Below are 24,268 nucleotides of genomic sequence, written 5' to 3'. Positions count from 1 at the left end.
AATTGATGTAATTTGAACTTAGAGTAATTTCTAACAGAAAGAGATTACTAAAATCATTTTAATAAGAATAAATAAAACCTCTGTAAATGAAACATTTACTTTTAATTTTATTGAGTTTATCTTTATTAGCCTGTAATCAGCAAACAGATAGTACAAAAGATTTGGAAGAGCGCATAAACAAGTTAGAAAGTAAACTTGCAGACGCTTATAAACCAGGTTTTGGAGATTTTATGGGATCTATACAAACACATCACGCAAAATTGTGGTTCGCAGGACAAAATAAAAACTGGGATCTCGCCGATTTTGAAATCCACGAATTAGAAGAAGCTATAGAAGACATTCAAAAGTATCAAGCTGGTCGTAAAGAAAGTGAAATGATAGGAATGTTAAATTCACCTTTAGAAAACATTGAAAAAGCCATTGATGAAAAAAATTCAGAAGCTTTTAAAAGAAATTTTATCTCACTTACAAATACATGTAATAAATGCCATATAGCAGTGGGATTTGAATACAATGTTGTGAAAATCCCTGAAACTTCTCCTTTCAGTAATCAGGATTTTAGACCAATAAATTCTGAGGATAATTATTATCTCGAGGAACACACATCTTCAAAAACTAATTTAGGAACACAAGACTAATTTTTATTTGCGGGAAACAGTAAAAGCTTGATAGAACCAAAGCGTTACCATTTGTAATTGAACAATTAACAGTCTTTCTCAATATACTTTATACAGAATAAAAAAAATTTAAAAGAACATTTAGGTTTATAAAAACTAAGAAATCAAAAATAATATGAAAGATGCCAGTAAGGATTCACATCAAGAAAACAGTGAGCACGGTCATGCTAACCTCAATTTTTTAGGAGAAAACACCGAACTCTATTTCGCAATAATCAGTGGAGTATTTTGGGTTACTGGGGTCATCTTATCGTTTATCTCTAGCGTTTCTGAATCCATTGTAACTCCGGTTTTTATTATCGGAGCAATTTTTGGTGGAGTTTTCACTTTCTCTTCTGCTATTAGCGGTCTTTTAAAAGGAAAATTTGAAATTGATTTCTTAATGCTTTTTGCAGCTATTGGTGCAGCTGCATTGGGAAAGTGGAGCGAAAGTGCCTTATTACTATTTCTGTTTAGTTTAGGACACGCTCTAGAACATTACGCAATGAAAAGAGCACGAAAGTCTATTTCTGCTCTTTCAGAATTAGCGCCTCCAACCGCACTTGTAAAACATAATGGAAATCTGAAAGAAGTTCACATTGAACAACTTAAAGTTGGAGACATAATTGTGGTAAAGCCAAATTCAACTATCGCAGCTGATGGAGTAGTAGCAAAAGGAACGAGTGCAGTAAATCAGGCTTCAATTACCGGAGAAAGTATGCCAATTACCAAACTCCCAAGCGATAGCTGGAAAGATGACATCGAAATTAAGAATTTATTGCCTGAACATAGAGTTTTCGCGGGTACAATTAACGGCAGTGGAGCACTGGAAATTAAAGTTTTAAAGGAGTCAAAAGACAGCACACTTTCGCGATTAATCTATTTAGTGAAAGAGGCCGAAACCCAAAAATCACCTACACAACATCTAACAGACAGGTTTGAAAAGTACTACGTGCCGTCGGTGTTAATTTTAGTAATTCTACTACTATTCGGTTTTGTTGTAATTGACGAAACTTTCGAGCAGAGTTTTTACAGAGCAATGTCAGTTTTAATTGCCGCTTCACCATGTGCCTTGGCTATATCAACACCTAGTGCTGTGTTGGCTGGAATTGCAAGAGCAGCTCGGCAAGGAGTGTTGATAAAAGGAGGTCGTCCATTAGAAGATTTAGGCGGAGTTAGTGCAATTGCATTTGATAAAACAGGAACTCTAACCGAAGGTAGACCTAAACTAACACACGCTATTCCTTTTGGAAATATAAGTAGCGAACAATTACTAAAGGTTTCTGTAGCTGTAGAGGCACTTAGTGATCACCCATTAGCGGCAGCTATAGTAGAGGGCGGGAAAAAAGAATTAGGAGATATCGATATTCCGAAAGCTGAAAATTTAAAGGCCTTAACCGCACGAGGAATTCAAGCCGATTACAATGGTGGTCTTGTTCATATTGGTAATCGAAGACTTTTTGAAGAGTTAACAGGAACGGCAGTACCTGAGGAAATAGACCAAAAAATGGCTGAGCTTGAAATGGAAGGAAATACAGCAATGATTGTTCATCAAGAGAATGATTACTTAGGTGTTATTGCAGCCATGGATGTAGCCCGTTCAGAAGCGATTTCAACCTTAACCGCTTTAAAAAGAATAGGTATTAAACGAATGGTTATGCTTACGGGCGATAATCAAAAAGTAGCTAATGCTGTTGCAAAAATTATTGGAATAACCGATCCGATGGGAAGTTTACTTCCTGAAGATAAAGTTACAGCAATAGAAAAACTTAAGGAAGGAGAAAGTGGAGGAGTGGCTATGGTTGGAGATGGTGTGAATGACGCCCCTGCAATGGCAAAAAGTACAGTAGGAATTGCCATGGGAGCTGCAGGGTCTGATGTAGCTTTAGAAACTGCAGATATAGCACTAATGGCAGATAAATTAGATAATCTTCCCTTTGCAATTGGCCTAAGTAGAAAAGCAAAAAGCATTATTAAACAAAACTTAATAATTAGTCTGGGAATGGTAGCTATATTAGTTCCATTAACAATTATGGGAACCATAGCAATAGGACCAGCAGTTGTCTTCCACGAAGGATCAACTTTGGTAGTTGTATTGAATGCATTGAGATTGTTACGGTATGAGTTGCAATAGGTTTTCAGACTCCTATGCTTACAATTTGCTTTGAAGCGTAAAAAATATGTTGAGATTTTTAATTTTTAATTACGACATTTAACACAATTTCTTGTTACGTTGCTGTGTTTAATGGTTTATTTCGAATTTTCATTCTGTATCCAAAATTGTATATCGTTAATCTAGCAATTCTTAGTTTCCTTTAGGATAAATAAGGTTAATAATTACTTAACGGAATATCTCATCTTGTAAATTTTATTATATTAATTGCATTGCAGAAAAAATTTAAACAAAGTATATGAATTCAAGGAAGTTGTTAATGATTCCAGGGCCAATAGAGTTTAAAAATGAAGTTTTACAATCTATGGCTATTCCTACACCTAGTCATATCGACCCTGATTTTATAGCTGTATTTGCAAACAGTTTAAAGTTGTTAAAGGATATTTGTCAGTGTCCTTCTGGACAGGGATTTATAGTAGCAGGAACAGGGACACTTGCTATGGATATGGCGGCAGCCAATTTGGTTGAAGTTGGCGATAAGGTGCTAGTGGTTTCTACAGGATACTTTGGGCTTCGATATGCTGAAATTTTAAAACGCTATGGAGCAGATGTAGATATTCTTGAATCCGAGGTGGGCCATATTGTCCCTATAGATGATGTTGAGAAGCAACTAAAATCTAATAATTATAAAATTTTGGCATTTACTCACGTCGATACTTCCACTGCGGTATTAAATGATGCTAGAAGCATAGGTGCATTAGGAAAAAAATACAAGGTGTTGACAATTCTCGATGGAGTTTGCTCGGTAGCGGGTGAAGAAATTAAGCAAGAAGAATGGGGAATAGATGTTGTAGTTACCGCATCTCAAAAAGCAGTAGGAGTTCCACCTGGACTTGCACTTTTGGTAGCATCTCCAAATGCAATCAAAACTTTTGAAAATCGTAAAAGTCCAGTTTCCAACTATTATTCCGATTGGACAAACTGGCTTCCTATAATGCAAGCTTACGAAAACAGGCAAGCCTCATATTTTGGGACGCCTCCGGTAAACCTTATTATTGCTTTAGAAAAAAGTTTGGACTTAATTTTAAAGGAAGGATTAGAACATCGTTTTGATCGTCATAAACGCGCAGGAAAGGCTATGCGTGAAGCTATCAAAGCTTTAGGATTGGAGTTATTAACTAAGAATGCTGAAACAGTAGCAAACACCTTAACAGCTCCATTATATCCTAAGAATATGGATGCTAAAGCATTTTTACAAGTAGTGGGTGACAATGGTATAGTATTAGCAGGTGGTCTATTGCCAGAATTAAAAGACAATTACTTTAGAATTGGTCATATGGGCTCAATAAACAAAACAGATTTACTCGCAACTGTAGGTGCTATTGAAACTGCTTTAAAGCGTAATGGTTATCAACACGAATTAGGAATTGGTACTGCCCAAGTAATAAAGCACTTTTAATAATTGGCTATGTTTTTGGTAGATATTTCTGTAATGAAGTATTAGTTGAACCGACATATAGGAATTTATTAGAACCTGTTGCTTTATTGAAAACTTTAGGCTAAGTTATTGAGCAGGAGAAGAAAGAAATAAGTGAATTAAAATCTTAAATGAATAATGGAAAACAAAATGAAAATAGAAATTTGGAGTGATGTAATGTGTCCTTTTTGCTATATCGGGAAGAGAAATTTTGAAACAGCACTCGAACAATTCGAGCATAAAAATGAACTTGAGGTAGTTTGGAAAAGTTACCAATTAGACTCTAATATTCCTGAGGAACCAAAAGACAGCTACCAAGACTATCTTGTTAAAAATAAAGGAATGAGCCAAGAGCAAGTAAAAGGAATGCTAGATAACGTTACCCTTTCGGCAAAACAGGTTGGCTTGGAATACAATTTTGATAAAGCAGTAATGGTGAATTCATTAAACGCTCATAAGTTTATTCAGTTTGCCAAAACCAAAGGTTTAGGAGATCAAGCAGAAGAAAAACTATTTCTTGCATTTTTCACAGAGGGGAAAAATATAGCTGATATTGATACCTTAGTTCAAATTGGGAAAGAATTAGAGCTAGGTGAAGCCGAAGTAAAAGCAGCATTGAACGATGAGAAATTTGTGTCTTTATTTAAACAAGATATTCAGGAAGCTAGAGAGCTAGGAGTTCAGGGAGTTCCGTTTTTTGTACTTGACCGAAAATATGGAGTTTCTGGAGCGCAACCACCTCAGGCATTCTTAGAAAACCTAGAAGTTGCATTTGACGAATGGAGAAAACTTAATCCAGAAACAAAATTAGAAGTTACACAAGGCCAAAGTTGTAGCCCAGATGGCACTTGTGAATAGACTGAAGTTTAAATTGAGGAGTTAATTCTATTTCGTAAATAAGATAGTCTTTTAAATTACTTCATTTTCGAACAATAACATTATTATAACCTAACAGGTTTCATTTCTTCACAATTGCAAAATAGTGAAGGTGAAAAATCTGTTAGGTTTTTTTATAGCTACTTAAATAGTTGATTGGTGGATTATGGGATAAACCTGTTATTATTTTTCTTAATCATTAAAGACGTTTTCTTTAAAAGTCTATAATTTCCGTCCTCAAGAAATAATTAAGAATATTTTCAGAATTTTCTTATCTGTTAGCTTTCTTATCATTCGTATATTAGTCACATTACAAGGGTTTGAAACCGCTCAGAAAAGATAAAAATTAATACCACTAGAAATCGGTTGAATTATAATGAAAAGAAGAAGCTTTATAAAACTAACCTCAGGATTAAGTATGGGGCTTATGGTTCCTAGTGTTTTAGCAAGTGAATTAATGACAACAAAAACAAACGAATATATCGAGAACCTAGTTATTGGTTCAGGATATGGAGGAGCAGTAGCTGCGTTGCGTCTTACTCAAGCAGGAAAAAAGGTTGTGATGTTAGAAATGGGATTAGATTGGGAAAAAGAGGGAGGTAAATACAAGCCATTTTCAAACTTAATTACACCTAAAAACAATTCTACTTGGCTTAGAAAATCGACTCAAGCCCCAATGATGAACATTTCTAGATTTAATAAAAAGTTTACTGGTGTTCTCGATCGAATGGATTTTGAAAATGTTAAGGTTTATGCTGGTCGGGGCGTAGGAGGGGGCTCATTGGTAAATGGAGGAATGGCCGTACAGCCTAAAAAACAATATTTTAAAGAAATATTTCCAGATTTAGATGTCGAAGAATTTTGGAAAACTTATTTCCCATTAGCACAAAAAGAATTAGATGTAAATCAAATTTCGGATAAATATTACAATGATACTCCCTATTATAAATTTGCGAGAGTAGGTGAGAGTGAAGCAAGGAAAGCTGGATTTAAGACTATACGAGTTCCTAATGTATACTCTTTCGATTATATGAAGAAGGAAGAAGCAGGAAAAGTACCAAAGTCTGCACTTGCTAAAGAGGTGATTTACGGAAATAACCACGGGAAACAAAGCCTTGAAAAAACGTATTTAAAAAAAGCTCTTACAACTGGATTGTTGAGCATTCATGATCTTCATCAAGTTGATTACTTTCAGCAAACGGAGAAAGGCTATGCTGTATATGTAAATGTTTTAAATACTGAAGGCGAAGTAGTTGAAAAGAAAACTATAAACTGTAAAAAACTATTCCTAAACGCAGGAAGTCTTGGTACTACAAAACTGTTATTGGCTTCAAAATTCAAAGGTAAAATGAACAATTTTGATCCTAGTTTAGGAGAATATTGGGGGAATAACGGAAATGTAATGACTGGAAGAAATATGGTAAATACTCTTTTTAATAGAGTAGAAAATGAGGCTACCGATAGCAATTTCCGACCAGGTACGGGGGTTAAACAATCTACAATTCCAGTTTCAGGGATTGACAATTGGGAGGATGAGAAACATTCATTTTTTGCTGAAATTTCTCCTTTACCAATGGGAATGGAGGTATATACGGCTCTGTATTTAATAATTAATAAAGTACCAACACCTGGAAGTATTTCATATAATCCAAAGATAAATGATATCATAGTTAATTGGGAAAAGAAAAATTACAAGCACACTGTAAAAAACGCCAAGTATTTTATCAAGAAAATGAATAAAGCAAACGGTGGAACTCCTTCTGGGTTGTTATGGAAGGGTGGTTATGGACCAGATATTTGTTATCATCCACTAGGTGGTGCAGTATTAGGTAAAACAACCGATTTATATGGTCGAGTTAAAGGATATGAAAACTTGTATATAACCGACGGCGCTCTAGTTCCTGCAAGCATTGGTGTAAATCCTTTTCTAACTATTACTGCAGTTGCTGAATACTGTATGGACGAAATAATTAAAAGTGATTACCAACAATGTAACTAGCACATGATTTTGGGTGTAGCTATATTTATTTGTTCAGCATTATATTAACACTTAACTTTGTGGTCAGAATTGAAAACTTTAAATAACATACTACGCCTGCCTTATTTCAGCACTTATTATGACCAAATAATATCTGCTCGGAATGGCTATGTATATGTTTTAAATAAAATTTAAGAAGTTAAAAACACTATATTTTAATCTAAAGCCCGAGCAAATGCTCGGGCTTTTTTATTTAAGAAAAAATGGAAACTATTGAAAAACTAAAACAAAACGTTGAAATTATTCTTCCAGAAAATGGATTGGAGGAAAAATTAAAACAAGCTGAAAAGGAAAATCGAAAATTAATAATTAAGCTTGGTTTCGACCCCACTGCTCCAGATTTACATTTGGGACACGCCGTGGTTTTAAAAAAACTAAGAGAATTTCAAGATTTAGGTCACCAAATTGTGATTTTGGTAGGAAGTTTTACTGCCCGTATTGGAGATCCAACGGGTAAAAATAAAAGTAGGATGCCGTTGAGCATTGGCGAGGTACAACACAATGCTGAAACTTACCTCAATCAATTATCCAAAATTATGGATATTGAAAAAACTAAAATAGTTTTTAACTCAGAGTGGTTAGATAAGCTTGAGTTTACAGAAGTAATACAGATATTATCTAAGGTTACCGTTGCTCAATTAATGCATAGAAACGATTTTAATAAGCGTTTTTCTGAAAATACTCCTATTGCGATGAACGAACTTGTGTACCCAATTCTACAAGGCTTCGATTCGGTGAAAATTAAAGCAGATATCGAAATGGGAGGTACAGACCAGCTTTTTAATTGTACTATGGGAAGGCAGTTGCAGGAAACATTCGATATGAGTCCGCAAACTGTAATGTGTATGCCCTTGTTAAAAGGACTAGACGGAAATGAGAAAATGAGTAAGTCTCTAAATAATATCATTGGGCTCACTGATTCTCCAAACGATATGTTTGGAAAAACGATGTCAATTTCAGACAATTTGATTAATGAATTTTTAGAATTAGCCACAGACTTTTCTATAGAGGAGATAGAAGCTATTTTAAAAAGAATGGAAGAAGGGGAGAACCCGATGAACATTAAAAAGTTGATAGCTAAAAATATTATTACACAATACCACAATGAAGTTGCAGCAGAGGAAGCAGAAGCTTTTTTTAGTAATCAATTTCAGAACAAAAATTTTCAAGAAAAAGTATTCGAACCTATTGACTTAAATACAATTCAAACTGAAAATGGCACGATTAGTTTACTTGACTTGTGTTCTGAGTTAAATGGGGAGATGAGTAAATCGAATATTAGAAGACTTATTAGTAGCGGAGCTGTTCAAATTAACGAAAAAAAAGTGACTGATCCTTTTATGAGTGTTGACTTACAAAGTGAAACCAAAATTAAAATGGGAAAGCGAAGTTATTACGAACTGAAATAGAGTGAGTAAGTAAGAGCGAAATTCACATTTAAAATGCAAAATCCTAAATTTCTATAAGATAAATAACCGCAACAATCCATGTACAGAACCAACAATGGAACAAATCGAATTTTAAGCAAAAAATACATGTACAGATTTCAAAAATATGAATGACGGGATGATAGAGATACTATTTGTCATTTTTCTGAGTTAGATTTCGAAGTTATTCATCGGCGTCTAAACATTTTGAAATTGGAGTTTATAGCACACATACTTCGCTCAACGGCAATAAATTAGAAAATGCAACACACGACGATTTTAAAAAGGAAGCCACAGGTCTAAAATGGTATAAAAAAGCATTTTTAACTTTTAAATCCCGTTAAGCAAGGCTTACTCATGCCGCTACACATAAAGTTTCCAACAAACTTTTAGCTATATACGAAAACTGACGAGGAGGAAGTAGGATAAATTGAGTACTTAAAAATTGAAATTGGAAACTTTGAGGAAGCGAAACTATCTTTTTAAAATTTCTAATTTTTAATAATCATTCAAGTAAAAAAGAGTTTATAATGTTGAGAAAATAATTTGATAGTATAGGGAGGAGATTTTTTATTAGGATTATTGAAATTAATTACTATATTTGACATTAAGCTTAGGCTTTTATCTCCTCAATTAATTAAACCCCATTAGCAATTTGACTTTTTGGGGTTTAATTAGATTATTTCTTTTAGTATATCGCTATAGGTTATGCAATTAGCTTCTTGCCAAAAATCTTAAACTAATAGTTTTAAATCTTTGCTTGGTAGGTATACAATTCATAATATCTACCTTCTTTTGCAATTAATTGTTCGTGAGTACCTCGTTCAACAATATGTCCTGCTTCAATAACCAAAATTTGATCTGCTTTTCTTATCGTACTCAAGCGGTGAGCAATAACAATAGTCGTTCTATCTTTGATTAATTCAGCCAAACTTTTTTGAATTAATGCTTCACTTTGAGTATCTAAACTAGATGTGGCTTCGTCTAGAATGATAATTTTTGGATTTGCTAATATAGCTCTAGCTATCGCTAAACGCTGTCTTTGACCACCAGAAAGTTTTACGCCTCTTTCTCCAATTAAAGTTTCTAAGCCATCTTCAAATCTATCGGTAAATTCGTTTACATAAGCTGCCTCCACCGCATTTTGCAACTCAACTTCTGTTGCATTGGGCCTAGGGAACATTATATTTTCACGTATGGTGCCTTCAAACAAAAACTCATCTTGTAAAACAACACCTAAATACTGACGGTAACTGCTTAATTTAACTTGTGATAAATCTTGATTATCGATAATGACTTTTCCAGATTGTGGCGTTAGGAAGGTAGCTGAAAGCCCTGCTATTGTCGATTTTCCAGAACCTGAACTTCCCACTAAAGCTGTAACAGAACCTGCTGACGCTTTAAAATTAATGTTGTGCAATATTTGTTTTCCTTCTTCATAAGAAAATGAAACATCCTTAAATTCTATATCACCTTTTAAAGTATCTATCTGAATGTTTCTTTCAGGATTGTCTTCTTCTGCCATCTTATTCATTAGCTCTTCCGTTCTGTCTAAACCGGCTAAAGCTTCGGTTAGCTGACTTCCAATATTGCTCATTTGTATAATTGGCGCAATCATAAACCCAAGAATTAATGTGAAGAATAGGAAGTCTCCAGTAGTCATTTCACCAATCATCATATAGTAACCTCCAATTCCCATTATTCCTGTGGTGGCTACTCCAATTAAGAAGGTAGAAGAACTTGTCATAAGAGCAGTGGCTGTTAAACTCTTTTTTACATTCTGATACAGTTTTTCAACGCCTCTTTCAAAAACAATATTCTCTTGTTCCTCTGCATTAAATGCTTTTATCACACGAACTCCTGCAAGAGTTTCTGTCAATCTACCAGTAACTTCGGCGTTAATTTTGCCTCGAGCTCTAAAAATTGGTCGGATAAATTTAAAGGCTTTTAAAGCAATAAAACCGAATATAGATAATGGGACAAACACAAAAAGCGTCATCCAGGCATTTAACTTTATTAGAATAATCATGGAGACTATGGCTGTAAACGAACCCCCAACTAATTGTACTAGACCTGTTCCTATAAGGTTTCTTACTCCTTCAACATCGGTCATAATTCTAGATACTAAGGCTCCAGATTTGGTGTTATCGAAAAAACTAATTGGTAAGGAAAGCACTTTCTTTTGAACTTGCGATCTTAATTCACTAATTAAATATTGGGCTTGAACGCTTAGTATTCTAGTAAGTAAAAACGAGGTTAATGCCTGAACGGTTATTGCGGTAATTACTATGGCGATTAAGGTATAGAGTTGAGATAAATCTTTATTGGGTACAACCTCATCTAGTAACACTTTACTTTGCCAGGGTAAGACTAATCCTGATAAACTTCTTAGGACGATTAAGATTAATCCTATAAAAACTAAATTTCGCCTTGGCCAAATTATGGTCTTGAATGCTTGCAGCATAGTAACCTTTGGCTGTGAATTTTCTTTCTTTTTGGTGGTTTCTTTATAGTGCTGCATATTTCTTTGTAAATAGTAGAATGAGCAAAAATACTCATTAAAGAAGCGTCAAGGGAGATTACTTCGCTAAAAGAAGTTTTTACTTTACCTAAATATATTTTATAGAAAAATCGGCTTATCCCAAAAAATTTAGAGTAGGGTGTGCAGTTAATTAGGAATAAGATTATACTTGCATTTTATAATTTAACTTATTGAATATTTATGAAAAAAATTACAATAATTTTTGCTTTAGCAATAGCAGCAATTTCGGCTCAATCTCAACAAACATCGTTTGAAGCATCTGAAGGGTATACTCCCGGAGCATTAGTGGACGGAATTAATGGATGGCAAGAAACTTCAGATACATCAAATTACTTCTATGTATCAAGTGAAAATGCTTCTGAAGGTGAAAATTCTTTAAAAATGACTTATGATGCTAGTCAGCCCTTAATTTTTGCAGATTGGAATTTTACGGAAGCACTTCCTGTACAAGATGATTTAGAAATTTCTATGGACATATATGTGCCAGGAGGTAATACAACACTTTACTGGAAAGTGATGTCTAATGATGAATATGCTGCCTTTATAATCATTCAAGAAGAGTATGTTTTTCCTGCCGTAGTGAATGTGGTTAATCCTGTGCCTATTGCAATGGCTTTAATAAATGTAGGTCAGTTCAATGAGATAAAACTGAAATTTAATTATACCAATGAAACTATTACTTATTACGCAAATGGTGTAGAAATTCATCAAGATACGCTTTGGGGTTCACAGGAAGCAATTGATGAGTATTCTTTTGAGGCCTTCCTTTTTGAAGATATGTACATAGATAATCTTAAATCTAATAATGTTTTGAATACAGGGAAATTTAAAGAAACTCCGTTTTCGCACTTTATTCAAAATAATACTTTGAACTTACAAAGTTCAATTTCTATGGAACAGGTTGAAATCTATAATGCCTTAGGCAGTATAGTGCTAACTGAAAACCTAAACAACATTCAAGAGTCTATTAACTTATCAGCTTTAAATTCTGGATTATATATCGTACGTTTAAAAATGAATAATCAGTGGCATTCTTTTAAAATCGTAAAATAGATTTAAAATTATTATAGCTATTTAAGCTTCAATAAAAGCTTTTAAACAAAAAACACGGGTATTCTGCCCGTGTTTTTTATTAGAAAACTTTTAAAAACAGATGGCAAAAACCACATAGCAATTATTATATCTTTTCTCCATTAAATAACATGGTGGCTTCTACATAATTATCTCTCCCTTACTACTATTTACAAGCTTCAGGTTTCGCAATGCTTTCAATCATTATTTTAGAGGTATTGATAGTATATGGTAGTCGAAATTCTTAAATAACTTTCACAGGTTTTTTATTTTCATCTATTGCCACGAATGTAAACTCTCCTGAAACAGCCTTCTCTCTATAATCTGAATACATTTCTTCCACATAGATATCTACTCTAACTTTTAAACTGGTGTTTCCAACGTGGGTTATATAACCAACTAATTCAACAATTGTTCCCGCTGGAATCGCTTTTTTAAAATCTATCTTATCACTACTTACAGTTACCATTTGTTGTCGGCTAAAGCGGGTAGCGGCTATAAAGGCTGTCTCATCCATCATTTGCATTGCCGTTCCACCAAAAAGCGTGTCGTAGTGATTTGTTGTATTAGGAAATACAGCTTTAAAGATTGTAGTTGTTGCGTTTTTAATTCGTTCAGCTTTATTCATTGGAGTTTATGTTGAAATAAATCGGTTTTTTAAAGGCCTAAAGATATAATTGTAAAATGAAAACGGTACCCTTTTCTGCTAATAATACAGCTGCTTTCAGTAACAAACTATGTTCTTAATATGGAAACAATTGTATAACATAGAGGTAACATTTGATAGGTAGTTTTGGCGGCAATAATAAATAAAACAAAAAATAAAATGGCCAAAAAAATTACAATTTTATTCTTTTCACTCCTCATTGCATTTAGTGCATTTTCACAAAAAAGTAGTGGAGTTATTTCAGGTAAAATTATTGATAAACAAGGAAATTTATCACTACCAGGTGCAACTGTAACACTAGATAGTGGACATAGATATACTATTTCAAACCAAATAGGATATTATGAGTTTTTAAATGTACCTGAAGGAATTTACCGTGTTACGGTTCAATATTTAGGCTTCCTACCTCATACTTTGGAAGCTAGAGTTGAAATAGGAAAAAACTCAAAGTTAGACTTTATAATGTCTTCCGATTTAGAAAGTTTGGATGAAGTTGTAATTACAGGTGAAAGGCTTAAGGGGCAGGCGAAGGCGTTAAGCCAACAAAAAAACAATCAGAACATAACTAACGTAATCTCTTCAGACCAAGTAGGGAGGTTCGCAGATGCAAATGTAGGGGATGCATTAAAGCGTGTTCCTGGTATCACCGTTCAAAACGATCAAGGGGAAGCTCGAAACTTAATTATTAGAGGTTTAGCACCAGAGTTGAATTCGGTTACATTAAATGGCGATAGAATTCCTTCTGCTGAAGGTGACAACAGAAACGTTCAGATGGACTTAATTCCTTCCGATATGATTTCTACTATTGAGGTAAACAAAACACTTACTCCAGATATGGATGCTGATGCTATTGGAGGTTCGGTAAACTTAATTACTCGAGCTTCACCAAATGGGGAGCGAATTTCAGCAACATTGGCTGGTGGATATGCTCCAATTCGTGAAAAAGGAAATTATACTGCAGGCTTTGTTTACGGAAATCGATTTTTCGATGATAAATTAGGGGCGGTATTTAGTGCTTCCTACAATAACAATAATTTCGGTTCTGATAATATTGAAGCGGAATGGAAAGAAGGTGAGAAAGGACAGGTATATGTAAGTGAAAAAGATATCCGAAAGTACGATGTGCAACGTATAAGAAGAAGTTTTGCATTAGCACTAGATTATAATCTGGATTCAAACAACACGCTGTTTCTTAATTCAATGTACAATTGGAGGGACGATAGGGAAAATAGATACAGAGTTCGTTACAGAAAAATTAAACCACTATATGACGATCAGGATAATATAACCGGATTTACAGGAGATATTCGTAGAGAGACAAAGGGTGGGATTGATAACAATCGCAATAAAAACACGCGTTTAGAAGACCAACGTGTTCAAAATTATTCTGTTGGTGGTCAACACTTAATTAACGCTAAGTTAGATTTAGATTGGCAATTAAACTATGCTACAGCTAGTGAAGATAGACCTAATGAACGATATTTAAGTTTTCAGTCGAAAGGGTTGGACTTACATCAAAACTTAAGTGACTTAAACTTTCCGTTAGTAAATGCTATAGATGATGATCTTGATACTTTCAAGATGAATCAATTGTCAGAAAATCACAATTTTACTGAAGAAAAAGAATTTGGAGCTAAGGTGAACATTCGTATTCCATTTTCTGTAATTGAGGGACAAAAAGGACGTTTAAGAACTGGACTTCGTTTGCGAATCAAAGATAAGAAAAGAGATGATATTTTTTACGAGTATGAACCAATAACATCTTTCGGGACATTAGCAGATCTTCCACTTAGTTACTACGGAGGTGATAATTGGCAAGCGGGACCGAACGATTTTCCAGGATTTTTTGTAGATAAATCTTTTCTGGGAAATTTAAACCTATCCAATACAAATTTATTTGAAGGTGAATTAGATCCTTCAGAATATTTGTCTGCTAACTATAATGCTAAAGAACGTATTTCTGCTGCGTACCTTCGTTGGGATCAAGATTTATCTGATAAATTTTCGATTATTACTGGTGTAAGAGTTGAACATACTAATATTGACTATACAGGAAACTATGTTAAAGAAGAAGAGGAGCTAGTAGGACAAATTTCTAATATAAACTCCTACACAGACATCTTGCCGAGTTTAGCTATCAAATATGATATCCAAAAAGATTTAATATTGAGAGCTGCAATTTCAACAGCATTGGCTCGTCCTAACTACTATTCATTGGCACCTTATGTTAATGTGAATACTGAAGACAATGAAATTTCAGCAGGAAATCCAGAATTGGATGCTACAAATGCTACTAATTTTGACTTAATGGTGGATAAATATTTTAAGTCTGTTGGGATTTTATCTGGAGGCGTATTTTATAAGAATATGAAAAGCTTCATTTATACTGCAAGCGATTCACAATATACCCAAGACAAATTCGCATCAGATTTTCCAAACCAATCCAATCCAATTTCCAATGGTGAAAACTGGGACTTTGTTCAGTCAAAAAATGGCGATAATGTAGATGTATATGGGTTTGAAGTGGCACTTCAAAGACAATTAGATTTCATTCCGTTTGACTTCTTTAAATCTTTAAGGGTATATGTAAATTATACATTTACGAAGTCGAAAACTAAGGGAATTACAAACGAAGATGGTGAAGAAAGAAAAGGAATTGATTTACCAGGTACTGCACCCCATATGCTTAACGCTTCACTTTCGTGGGAAAATGATAAATTTTCTATTCGAGTTTCTTCAAACTACAGCTCAGATTATATAGACGAATTAGGAGGAAATGAGTTTGAAGATAGATACTACGACCAACAGTTTTTCTTAGATGCCAATGCGTCGTACAAACTATCAGAAAACCTGCGTGTTTTTGCTGAAGCAAACAACTTAACGAATCAGCCATTGCGCTATTACCAAGGAGTTTCAGAGCGTACAATGCAAGCTGAATACTACCTTCCTAAGTTTAATTTAGGTTTAAAATTCGATTTATAAAATTATTAAAACATTAAAATTATTATGAAAAAATTACACTTTATTATATTCTTCCTTTTGCTGCAATCCTTATTTGCACAAGAGGCATTTATAGAAACTAAAAAAACGGCTGGATATAAAGGCGACTTTATTCCCGAGCTTAAAAACGAAAATGAAGATTTAAACTTTTTAGTTCTCGGCGATTTTGGTCGCGTAGGAGAATACTATCAAAAAGAAGTGGCTAAACAACTGGGAAATGCTGCTTTTATGTTAGATTCAGAATTTATTGTTACCGTTGGCGATAATTTTTATCCCAACGGTGTAGCAAGTATTTACGATGAACACTGGCATGCTTCATTTAATAATATTTATACACATCCATCGCTGTATATAGATTGGTATGCAGCCTTAGGAAACCACGATCACAGAGGGAATATTGATGCGCAAATAGCATATTCGGATATCAGTCGTCGTTGGAATATGCCGGCTCCTTATTACAGTAAAACGTTTGAATTAAATGACGGAAAAAAGCTACTTTTAGTGGTTATGGATACTAGTCCGTTTATACCAAGCTATCAAGGTAAAAACGAAAAATATCCACATCTTGAATCCCAAGTTGCTGAAAAGCAAAAGCAATGGATTATAGAAACGTTAAGTACAAAAGATGAAAAAATTGCTTGGAAAGTAGTTGTAGGTCATCATCCATTATATAGTGGTGGAAAACGTAAAGAATATAAAGACACCAAGGATTTTGAAAGTGAATTTGCAGATTTATTCGATTCTTTAAAAGTAGATGCTTACATCTGTGGCCATGAACACGACTTACAAATAATAAAGCCAAAAGGCAGGTTTACTACCCAGTTTTTATCCGGTGGAGGAAGTGAAACGCGCCCAGCAGGAAATCGTGAAGGCACCATCTTTTCAAAAGCAGAACCAGGTTTTATGAGCTTTACAGTTAATGGAGATTCTATAGAAATTCAGACTATAAAAGCACATAAAAACCGTGCAGAAATATTACACAAAATGGAATTAAAAAAGAAGTAAGATGATAAAAACAATCTATAGATTTATACTATTAGGCTTTGGGTTTTCCTGTTTAATTTCTTGTAAGAATACAGCAGAAACAACAGATTTAAACGCTTTAAAACCAATTGTTATAACAGAGCAAACACCAAATGATACCGATGATCCTGCTATTTGGATCCATCCTACAGATCCTAAAAAAAGTATTGTTTTGGGAACTGATAAGGATATGAATGGTGGGCTATATGCTTATGATTTAGATGGAAACATCATCCATAAAGTCCTTAATTTAAAACGTCCGAACAACGTTGATATCGCTTATGGCTATAATTGGGGAGGAGAAAAGATTGATATTGCTGTACTTACCGAACGCAAGGCAAATAGTATTCGAGTTTTTCAATTACCCGATCTCACACCAATTGATGCTGGAGGAATTAAAGTGTTTGAAAATGAAAAAGGCAAAGGACACAATGAACCTATGGGAATTTCTCTATACACAAAGACTACCGATTCTATCTCTCAAGTGTATGCTATAGTAGGAAGAAAGTCGGGGCCATCAGGGAGTTATTTATGGCAATACGAGCTTTCTACTGATGAAAATAAGGCTGTAAAAGGAAAGAAAATAAGAGAATTTGGTGAATATAGCGGAAAGAAAGAAATTGAAGCCATAGCGGTAGATAATGAATTGGGGTTTGTGTATTACTCTGATGAAACCGCGGGTATTCGTAAATATCATGCCGATCCAGCCTTAAACGATAACACACAATTGTCATTTTTTGCACAAGAAGATGCAAAGCGGGACCATGAGGGAATTGCAATTTACACTACTGGAAAAGGAATAGGATATATATTGGTTTCAGATCAGCAAGCAAATAAGTTTCTAGTATATCCACGTGAAGGTGCTTCAAATGATAGACATACGCATAACCTTATTACCTCTGTTTCTGTTTCTACAGATGAATGTGATGGGGTAGAGGCAACTAATGTAAATTTAGGAGAGCACTTTCCTAACGGAATGCTAGTGGCCATGACTAACGGAAAATCTTTTCATTTTTACGATTGGAGACAAATTCAAAATGAAATTGATAATGCGCTGTAAACAATACTTTTAATGCTAAACTTAGTGTTGATTTTAAACACTTAGAATGGTTTGGAACGGGGGATCCAAATTATTTTAGGTGTTTTTTTTGTATATAGTCTATTGCTTTTAATTTTTTTTAAAATAGAATTCATTAAACTTATCTTAGTATTCATGAAAAATTGATTTAGATTTTAGTTATAAAGCTATATTCGTACCTAAAAGTAAATACAGCAATTGTAAATGAAGTTTATAGATTCAATTCTACGGGGTATAGGTCAGGTAATATTTCAAAATAATATTTTCTCTGGACTTTTATTTATTATTGGAATCTTTTACAACTCCTGGCTAATGGGATTAGCAGCCCTTGTCGGTACTGTAATAAGTACTGTTACAGCACAATACTTGAAATACTCCGAGGATGATATTAAAAATGGTCTTTACGGATTTAATGGAACGCTTACAGGGATTGCAGTATTATGCTTTTTTGAGCTAAATCTAATAACCGCAACAGCACTGGTGTTGGGTTCGGTTTTGTCAACTTTAGTAATGAACTTCTTAAAAAAGCGCATTCCTCCATTTACATCACCTTTTGTAATCATAACATGGTTACTGATTTACACTCTGTTGTTAGTTTTTCAATATCCGTTGATTTCATATTCTCCAATAAGCGATACCACATTTAACTTTGTTGCAGCAGTAAGTAATAGTTTTGGGCAAGTGATGTTTCAAGAAAACATAATAACAGGACTATTTTTTCTACTAGCAATTTCGGTAAACAATAAACTAATGGCTGCATATGCTATTTATGCCGCTGTTTTAGGCTCTTTAACGGCATTGATATTATCAGAATCTGCAACCAGCATTAACGCCGGCCTTATGGGATATAACGCCATACTTTGTTCAATTGCGCTATTTGGTAAAAAATGAAGTGATTTTATTTGGATTTCACTAGCCATTATTCTCTCATCATTAGTGAATATGGGTTTAGGTGCGACAGGAATAATAACGCTTACGGCACCATTTGTTTTAACTACTTGGGGAATATTGTTAGTAAAAAGAAGCATAAAAAAATCTCCAAAATCATAATTTAATATTACAGACTTAATACAAAATTGTAATTTTGAAGAAGTCTCTTAAAACATAACTTGTGTAGAAAACACTTAAATGGATAGCGTAAAAACATATCAGAACGTAAATATCAATCAACACAGCGTGAGTTTTGGTATATCTAGAATGGAAGATATTTACACAAGAAGAAATGGAGAAGTGGACGTGCCTCATAGACATGATTACTATACAGTTCTAATTGTTAAGAAAGCTAGAGGAAGACATATAATTGATTTTAATACTTACGATTTAGGGGATAATCAGATATTTTTTGTTGCTCCAGGTCAAGTACATCAAGTTGTTGAAAATGAAAAATCGTATGGTTATGCGATGACGTTTTCGAATCAATTTTTAGTTGAAAACTTAATTCGATTATCTTTTATTGATAGTTTAAATCTCTTTAATAATTACGGTCAAAGTCCGCCGTTAATTCCAACGAAAGAACAATTTGAAACAATAACAAACTATAGTAATCAAATTTTCAAATTATTCAACAGTGAGAAAAACATGAAACTGTTGTCTATTGGAGCTTTTTTGAAACTGTTACTTATAGAGTGTAACAATATCTGTTCTATAAATCCGATAGAATCTGATGTTGATAGCACAGGAGATAATTTGATAAGAGCATTTAAAAAAGGAGTGGAGAAAGGTTATAAAAAAGAACACTCAACTACATTTTATGCTAATGAATTACATATAACTCCAGATCATTTAAATCGTACCGTTAAATCTAGAATAGGTAAAACAGCTAAAGAATATATTCAAGCAAGAATAATTACAGAAGCAAAGAGATTACTATGCTTTACCGATTTAACAACTAAAGAAATTGCATACGAGTTAGGATTTAATGCTCCTGCAAACTTCAGTGCATTTTTTAAAAAGAACACCAAGGTATCTCCTTCAGACTTTAAGCTTAATCAGAATTAAATATAAGTTTGTTAAGAGATTCTTAGCAGACTTTTCTTTACAAGTCGAATGTCGTAATTTGTAGTAGACAGCAGATAGTATTTGTATATCAAATAATGTTATAGCTACATTCTTTTGGTCTTTTTAAGGTAAACATCGGATTTTTATAAGTCTATCCCTTTTTTTCATATTCCCCACACTTAGAAAGGGTTATATCTTTGTATCATACTTAAAGCAAATACTATGAATCGTAAGAAGTTTATAAAAAATGTTTTATTAACTGGTGTTGTTGGCGCAATTGCTCCTCAAACGCTTAAGGCAGATAAAAACAAAAATATAAAATCGACTTACGATAAATTGATGCAACAAGTAGGATTTAATCATTTACCAAATAAAAATATATATACTATGAATACAGTAATTCACAAAGCAGAAACAAGAGGACACGCTAATCACGGTTGGTTAAACTCACACCATACATTTAGCTTCGCAAACTATCACAATCCAGAAAGAATGCACTTTGGTGTGTTACGCGTACTAAACGATGATACCGTAGCAGCTGGAATGGGATTTGGAACTCACCCACACGACAATATGGAAATTATATCTATTCCACTAGAAGGTGATTTAGAGCATAAGGATAGTATGGGGAACGTGGCAGTAATTAAAGAAGGAGATGTTCAAGTATTAAGTGCTGGAACTGGAATCACACATTCTGAATACAATAAGAATAAAGATAAGGAAGTAAAGTTTCTTCAGATATGGATTTTTCCAAAAGAAAGAGAAGTTAAGCCTAGATACGATCAAATCTCAATTAGAGATATTGCAAAGGAGAATGAATTTTATCAAGTGCTTTCACCTAATGAAGACGATCAAGGAGTTTGGATCAATCAAGATGCTTGGTTCCATATTGGAAAGTTTGAAAAAGGGAAGTCTGACGAGTACAAGATTAAAAGAGAAGGAAATGGTGTTTATGCCTTTATTTTAGAAGGTGAAGTAGAAATTAATGGTGAAAAACTTTCTAAAAGAGATGGTATGGGAATTTGGGATACAGACGGCATTAATGTAAAAGCCACAGATGACGCCCGTATATTGCTTATGGACGTACCAATGACAATGTAATAACTAACTTTCTAGATATTAAAAAAATGGAATTTATAATTAAAGAATTAGACAATAAGGGGTATGCAATGGCCCGAGAAGGCAATGAAAGAGCTGGGTTGATGACGTATTCTATAGCAGGAGAAAATCACATTATCATCGACCATACCGAAGTTGATCCAAAATTTAAAGGAAAAAATATAGGTAAGCAATTGCTTTATAAAATTGTAGAAATGGCTCGAGAGAAAGATATAAAAATCACTCCTTTATGTCCATTTGCTTCTGCAATGTTCAAGAAATTAGAAGATATTCAAGACGTATTAAAATAACTATTAAAGATGCGAGCAATTATAAAGAAATCTTTAAATTCAGGAGTTACTAATACCAATATCAGTATAGCGTTATTAGTACTAAGAGTAGTAGGAGGAGCTTTTATGTTAACACATGGTTTAGGAAAGTTTGAAGCTTTTTTTAGTGGAGAACCAATTCAATTCAGAGATCCTATAGGTGTAGGAGCATCGGCCTCCCTAGCACTCGCCGTTTTTGCAGAGGTATTATGTGCTATTCTATTAATCATAGGCTTAAGTACTAGACTTGCAGCTATCCCATTGGCTATTACCATGCTCGTTGCAGCATTTATAGTACATGCTAATGATGGCTTTGGAAGACAAGAACTACCCCTTCTTTATGCAGCAATATATATTTCCATAGCATTAATTGGCGCAGGGAAGTATTCTTTAGATAACTGGATATTAAAAAAGTAAATAAATCAAACAAACCAAAATAATAATTTTAAAACGTAAGAGAATGAGTAAGAACACAAATTGGTCATTAGACAGCGCGCATTCAGAAATAGCATTCAAAGTAAAGCACATGATGATTTCAACCGTAACAGGACATTTCGAAGATTTTGAAGCAACTGCAAAAACGGATGGAGACGACTTTAAAAATGCAGAATTTACATTTACAGCAAAAACAGCATCTATCAACACAAAAAACAAGGATAGAGATGCACATTTAAGATCGGACGATTTCTTCAATTCTGAGGAGTTTCCAGAACTGAAATTCGTTTCAAAATCATTCGATGGTGATAAATTAGTAGGTGATTTAACAATAAGAGACATCACAAAAGAAGTTGTATTGGACGCAGAATTAAATGGTGTGGCTGTAGATCCTTACGGACAAACAAAAGCTGGGTTTGAAATGACTGGTACTATTAACAGAAAGGACTTCAATTTAACTTGGAGCGCTGTAACAGAAGCAGGAAGTATTGTAGTTTCTGATAAAGTAAAAATGGTTGTAGATGTACAATTTACAAAACAAGCTTAAACTTTAAATAGATCATACTTTAATTAAGTTAACTTAAACGGTCAAGTACTAAACTCTGACCGTTTATTAATTTATAAAAAATACATTATAAAATTGCATGGTTTTGGCAGAGTATTTGCAACCTATATGCAGAAATAAAACATAATTTTAAAATCTAAATTAAAAAATGACAAAGAATATTTTAACAATCACTATGCTTTCAGCATTGGTTTTAAGCTCTTGTAAAGATACACCTCAACAGGAAAATGTTGAAGTAAAAGAAACTGTTGAGCAAGTTTCGGATGATTTTGTTACTACAACTACTGTAAACAAAGATGGTGAGGAATTAGAAGTTGTATTTAATAATACAAAAGGAACAGCAACTCTTGTTTTTAATGGAGAGACGATCGATTTGCAACAGGAGAAATCAGCATCAGGATTTTGGTACAAAAATGAAAACTATGAGTTAAGAGGTAAAGGGAATGATATCCAACTTAAAAAGGGGGATGAAATTGTTTTCGAACACCAAGATGATATCGTACAATCATCATTAAAGGATGACAAAGGCCAGACACTAGATCTAACTTTCAACAATACCGAAGGAACGGTTAAGGCTTATCTTAATGGTGGAGAACAAATCGATCTGGTTGCTGAGAAAGCAGCATCTGGAATTTGGTATAAAAACGACACTTACGAATTAAGAGGAAAAGGTGAAAAATTGGAATTAACTAAAGACGGGGAAACTGTTTTTAAGAATTAAGTAAAATTCTCTGCTAGCGTATAAATAAAAAACGGTTTGAGTTAAACTCAAACCGTTTTTGTGTTTTACAAATTCGATTAAGAGATTCTATGAGAAACCTCGAATTCGGAATCTATAAATATTAGACTTAACATTGTAGAAAAAAATAATTATTCCTCCTCGAATTCTAAAATATCTTTAGAATTAAATCCTACATAAATAGTATCCGCAATATTTTTATCTTGTGTCATTACAGTTAGTTGCTCTCCAGATTCAAGTTTTAAAACCAATTGCGTTGAATCACCTAATTGAATTTTTTTAATCACTTGGGCAGCTGTAATGTATTCACAATCGGCTTCAGCAGAGGAGGGGCTTACTATAATTTTCTCGTTGCGAATAGCGTGACAACAATCTTGTTTTAAAGGACAGCGAAAAGCATTCTGTAAATTTTTATTGATATGTACAGTACTTCCAAATAATGAAGCTACGTATAAAGTATTTGGCTTAACATAAAGATTTGCCGCTACATCCTTTTGAATTACTTTTCCTTTCTGAAGAATTAAAATTTCATCTGCAACTGAAAGGGCATCTTGGGTATCGTGGGTAACGAATAACACAGTGACTTCTGTTTTTTTAATAATTTCGAAAACCTCGTTTCTCAGTTGAGTACGCAACATAGTATCAAGATTACTAAAAGGCTCGTCTAAAATTAACAACGAGGGTTCTGGCGCTAGTGCTCTTGCTAATGCTACTCGCTGCTGTTGTCCGCCAGATAATTGATGCGGGTAACGTTTCCCCATATCACTTAAACCGACCAAATCGAGCATCTCTTGAGCTTTTTTCTTTTTGTTTCTAATTTTAGAAATTCCGTATAAAACATTTTCCAAAATTGTCAGGTGAGGAAAAAGTGCATATTCTTGGAAAACCAATCCGATTTTTCTTTTTTCCGGCTGTACAAATTTATCTAGAGAAGCAATAATTTTATTATTCATCGCAATACTCCCGTGATCTGGTCTTTCCAGTCCTGCAATTAAACGCACTAAAGTAGTTTTTCCACTACCACTCTCTCCAACTATGGCGCATACTTGTCCAGCTTTTAAATTGAAAGATACATTCTCAAGGGCGTAAGTTTTACCCTTGTCAAAGCTTTTGGAAATAGAGTTTATTGTTAGCAT

Annotated in this window: 20 protein-coding genes; 17 read left to right on the top strand and 3 right to left on the bottom strand. The window is 33.8% G+C overall.

The window, feature by feature from the left end:
• Window positions 1–86 precede the first annotated feature (86 nt).
• The 6 genes from K8344_RS04765 (at window position 87) to tyrS (ending at window position 8,569) form a co-directional block, all read left to right on the top strand.
• Window positions 87–638, top strand: coding sequence for a hypothetical protein (locus tag K8344_RS04765; RefSeq protein ID WP_237607113.1), 552 nt, complete (start codon window positions 87–89; stop codon window positions 636–638).
• Between the two features lie 154 nt (window positions 639–792).
• Entirely contained in the window at window positions 793–2,790 is a 1,998-nt protein-coding gene (locus tag K8344_RS04760) for a heavy metal translocating P-type ATPase (protein ID WP_237607112.1), read from the top strand.
• A gap of 277 nt (window positions 2,791–3,067) precedes the next feature.
• Window positions 3,068–4,228: a pyridoxal-phosphate-dependent aminotransferase family protein gene (locus K8344_RS04755; RefSeq protein ID WP_237607111.1), complete on the top strand. Its 1,161-nt coding sequence runs from the start codon at window positions 3,068–3,070 to the stop codon at window positions 4,226–4,228.
• 168 nt (window positions 4,229–4,396) lie between these two features.
• Window positions 4,397–5,104 (top strand): DsbA family oxidoreductase, encoded by a 708-nt coding sequence (locus K8344_RS04750; RefSeq protein WP_237607110.1) that lies wholly within the window; start codon window positions 4,397–4,399, stop codon window positions 5,102–5,104.
• 394 nt (window positions 5,105–5,498) lie between these two features.
• Window positions 5,499–7,121 (top strand): GMC oxidoreductase, encoded by a 1,623-nt coding sequence (locus tag K8344_RS04745; RefSeq protein WP_237607109.1) that lies wholly within the window; start codon window positions 5,499–5,501, stop codon window positions 7,119–7,121.
• 242 nt (window positions 7,122–7,363) lie between these two features.
• Window positions 7,364–8,569: a tyrosine--tRNA ligase gene (gene tyrS, locus K8344_RS04740; RefSeq protein ID WP_237607108.1), complete on the top strand. Its 1,206-nt coding sequence runs from the start codon at window positions 7,364–7,366 to the stop codon at window positions 8,567–8,569.
• A gap of 766 nt (window positions 8,570–9,335) precedes the next feature.
• On the opposite strand, the gene K8344_RS04735 is transcribed toward tyrS, so the two are convergent.
• The gene (locus K8344_RS04735) at window positions 9,336–11,108 is read right to left on the bottom strand and encodes an ABC transporter ATP-binding protein (protein WP_237607107.1); all 1,773 of its coding nucleotides are present in this window, start codon (window positions 11,106–11,108) and stop codon (window positions 9,336–9,338) included.
• A gap of 201 nt (window positions 11,109–11,309) precedes the next feature.
• Here K8344_RS04735 and K8344_RS04730 point away from each other — a divergent pair, with 201 nt between their 5' ends.
• Window positions 11,310–12,182, top strand: a complete 873-nt coding sequence (locus K8344_RS04730) for a T9SS type A sorting domain-containing protein (protein WP_237607106.1) — start codon at window positions 11,310–11,312, stop codon at window positions 12,180–12,182.
• 262 nt (window positions 12,183–12,444) lie between these two features.
• On the opposite strand, the gene K8344_RS04725 is transcribed toward K8344_RS04730, so the two are convergent.
• Window positions 12,445–12,828 carry an acyl-CoA thioesterase gene (locus K8344_RS04725; protein ID WP_185098219.1) on the bottom strand — a complete coding sequence of 128 codons (384 nt, stop codon included), beginning with the start codon at window positions 12,826–12,828 and terminating at the stop codon, window positions 12,445–12,447.
• 198 nt (window positions 12,829–13,026) lie between these two features.
• On the opposite strand from K8344_RS04725, the gene K8344_RS04720 reads away from it, so the two are divergent.
• The 10 genes from K8344_RS04720 (at window position 13,027) to K8344_RS04675 (ending at window position 23,114) form a co-directional block, all read left to right on the top strand.
• Window positions 13,027–15,849 carry a TonB-dependent receptor gene (locus K8344_RS04720; protein WP_237607105.1) on the top strand — a complete coding sequence of 941 codons (2,823 nt, stop codon included), beginning with the start codon at window positions 13,027–13,029 and terminating at the stop codon, window positions 15,847–15,849.
• Between the two features lie 24 nt (window positions 15,850–15,873).
• Window positions 15,874–16,872, top strand: a complete 999-nt coding sequence (locus tag K8344_RS04715; protein ID WP_237607104.1) for a metallophosphoesterase — start codon at window positions 15,874–15,876, stop codon at window positions 16,870–16,872.
• A gap of 1 nt (window position 16,873) precedes the next feature.
• Complete coding sequence (locus K8344_RS04710; RefSeq protein ID WP_237607103.1) at window positions 16,874–17,950, top strand: phytase; 1,077 nt, start codon at window positions 16,874–16,876, stop codon at window positions 17,948–17,950.
• Between the two features lie 222 nt (window positions 17,951–18,172).
• Window positions 18,173–18,859 carry an urea transporter gene (locus K8344_RS04705; protein WP_237607102.1) on the top strand — a complete coding sequence of 229 codons (687 nt, stop codon included), beginning with the start codon at window positions 18,173–18,175 and terminating at the stop codon, window positions 18,857–18,859.
• Window positions 18,860–19,096: 237 nt separating this feature from the next.
• A complete protein-coding gene (locus K8344_RS04700) occupies window positions 19,097–19,966 on the top strand; it encodes an AraC family transcriptional regulator (protein WP_237607101.1) in 870 nt (289 codons plus the stop codon).
• A 387-nt stretch (window positions 19,967–20,353) separates the two neighbouring features.
• Complete coding sequence (locus K8344_RS04695; protein WP_237607625.1) at window positions 20,354–21,067, top strand: pirin family protein; 714 nt, start codon at window positions 20,354–20,356, stop codon at window positions 21,065–21,067.
• Between the two features lie 26 nt (window positions 21,068–21,093).
• The gene (locus K8344_RS04690; protein ID WP_237607100.1) at window positions 21,094–21,375 is read left to right on the top strand and encodes a GNAT family N-acetyltransferase; all 282 of its coding nucleotides are present in this window, start codon (window positions 21,094–21,096) and stop codon (window positions 21,373–21,375) included.
• A gap of 9 nt (window positions 21,376–21,384) precedes the next feature.
• The gene (locus tag K8344_RS04685; protein WP_237607099.1) at window positions 21,385–21,810 is read left to right on the top strand and encodes a DoxX family protein; all 426 of its coding nucleotides are present in this window, start codon (window positions 21,385–21,387) and stop codon (window positions 21,808–21,810) included.
• A gap of 43 nt (window positions 21,811–21,853) precedes the next feature.
• Complete coding sequence (locus K8344_RS04680) at window positions 21,854–22,375, top strand: YceI family protein (protein WP_139854723.1); 522 nt, start codon at window positions 21,854–21,856, stop codon at window positions 22,373–22,375.
• A gap of 166 nt (window positions 22,376–22,541) precedes the next feature.
• Entirely contained in the window at window positions 22,542–23,114 is a 573-nt protein-coding gene (locus K8344_RS04675; RefSeq protein ID WP_237607098.1) for an MliC family protein, read from the top strand.
• 149 nt (window positions 23,115–23,263) lie between these two features.
• On the opposite strand, the gene K8344_RS04670 is transcribed toward K8344_RS04675, so the two are convergent.
• Window positions 23,264–24,268, bottom strand: a complete 1,005-nt coding sequence (locus K8344_RS04670) for an ABC transporter ATP-binding protein (protein WP_237607097.1) — start codon at window positions 24,266–24,268, stop codon at window positions 23,264–23,266.

The sequence above is a fragment of the Aequorivita xiaoshiensis genome (assembly GCF_022008395.1).
GTDB classification, from domain to species: domain Bacteria; phylum Bacteroidota; class Bacteroidia; order Flavobacteriales; family Flavobacteriaceae; genus Aequorivita; species Aequorivita xiaoshiensis.
Note: the sequence above shows the minus strand (reverse complement) of the source record. Positions and strands in the feature narration are given on the sequence as shown.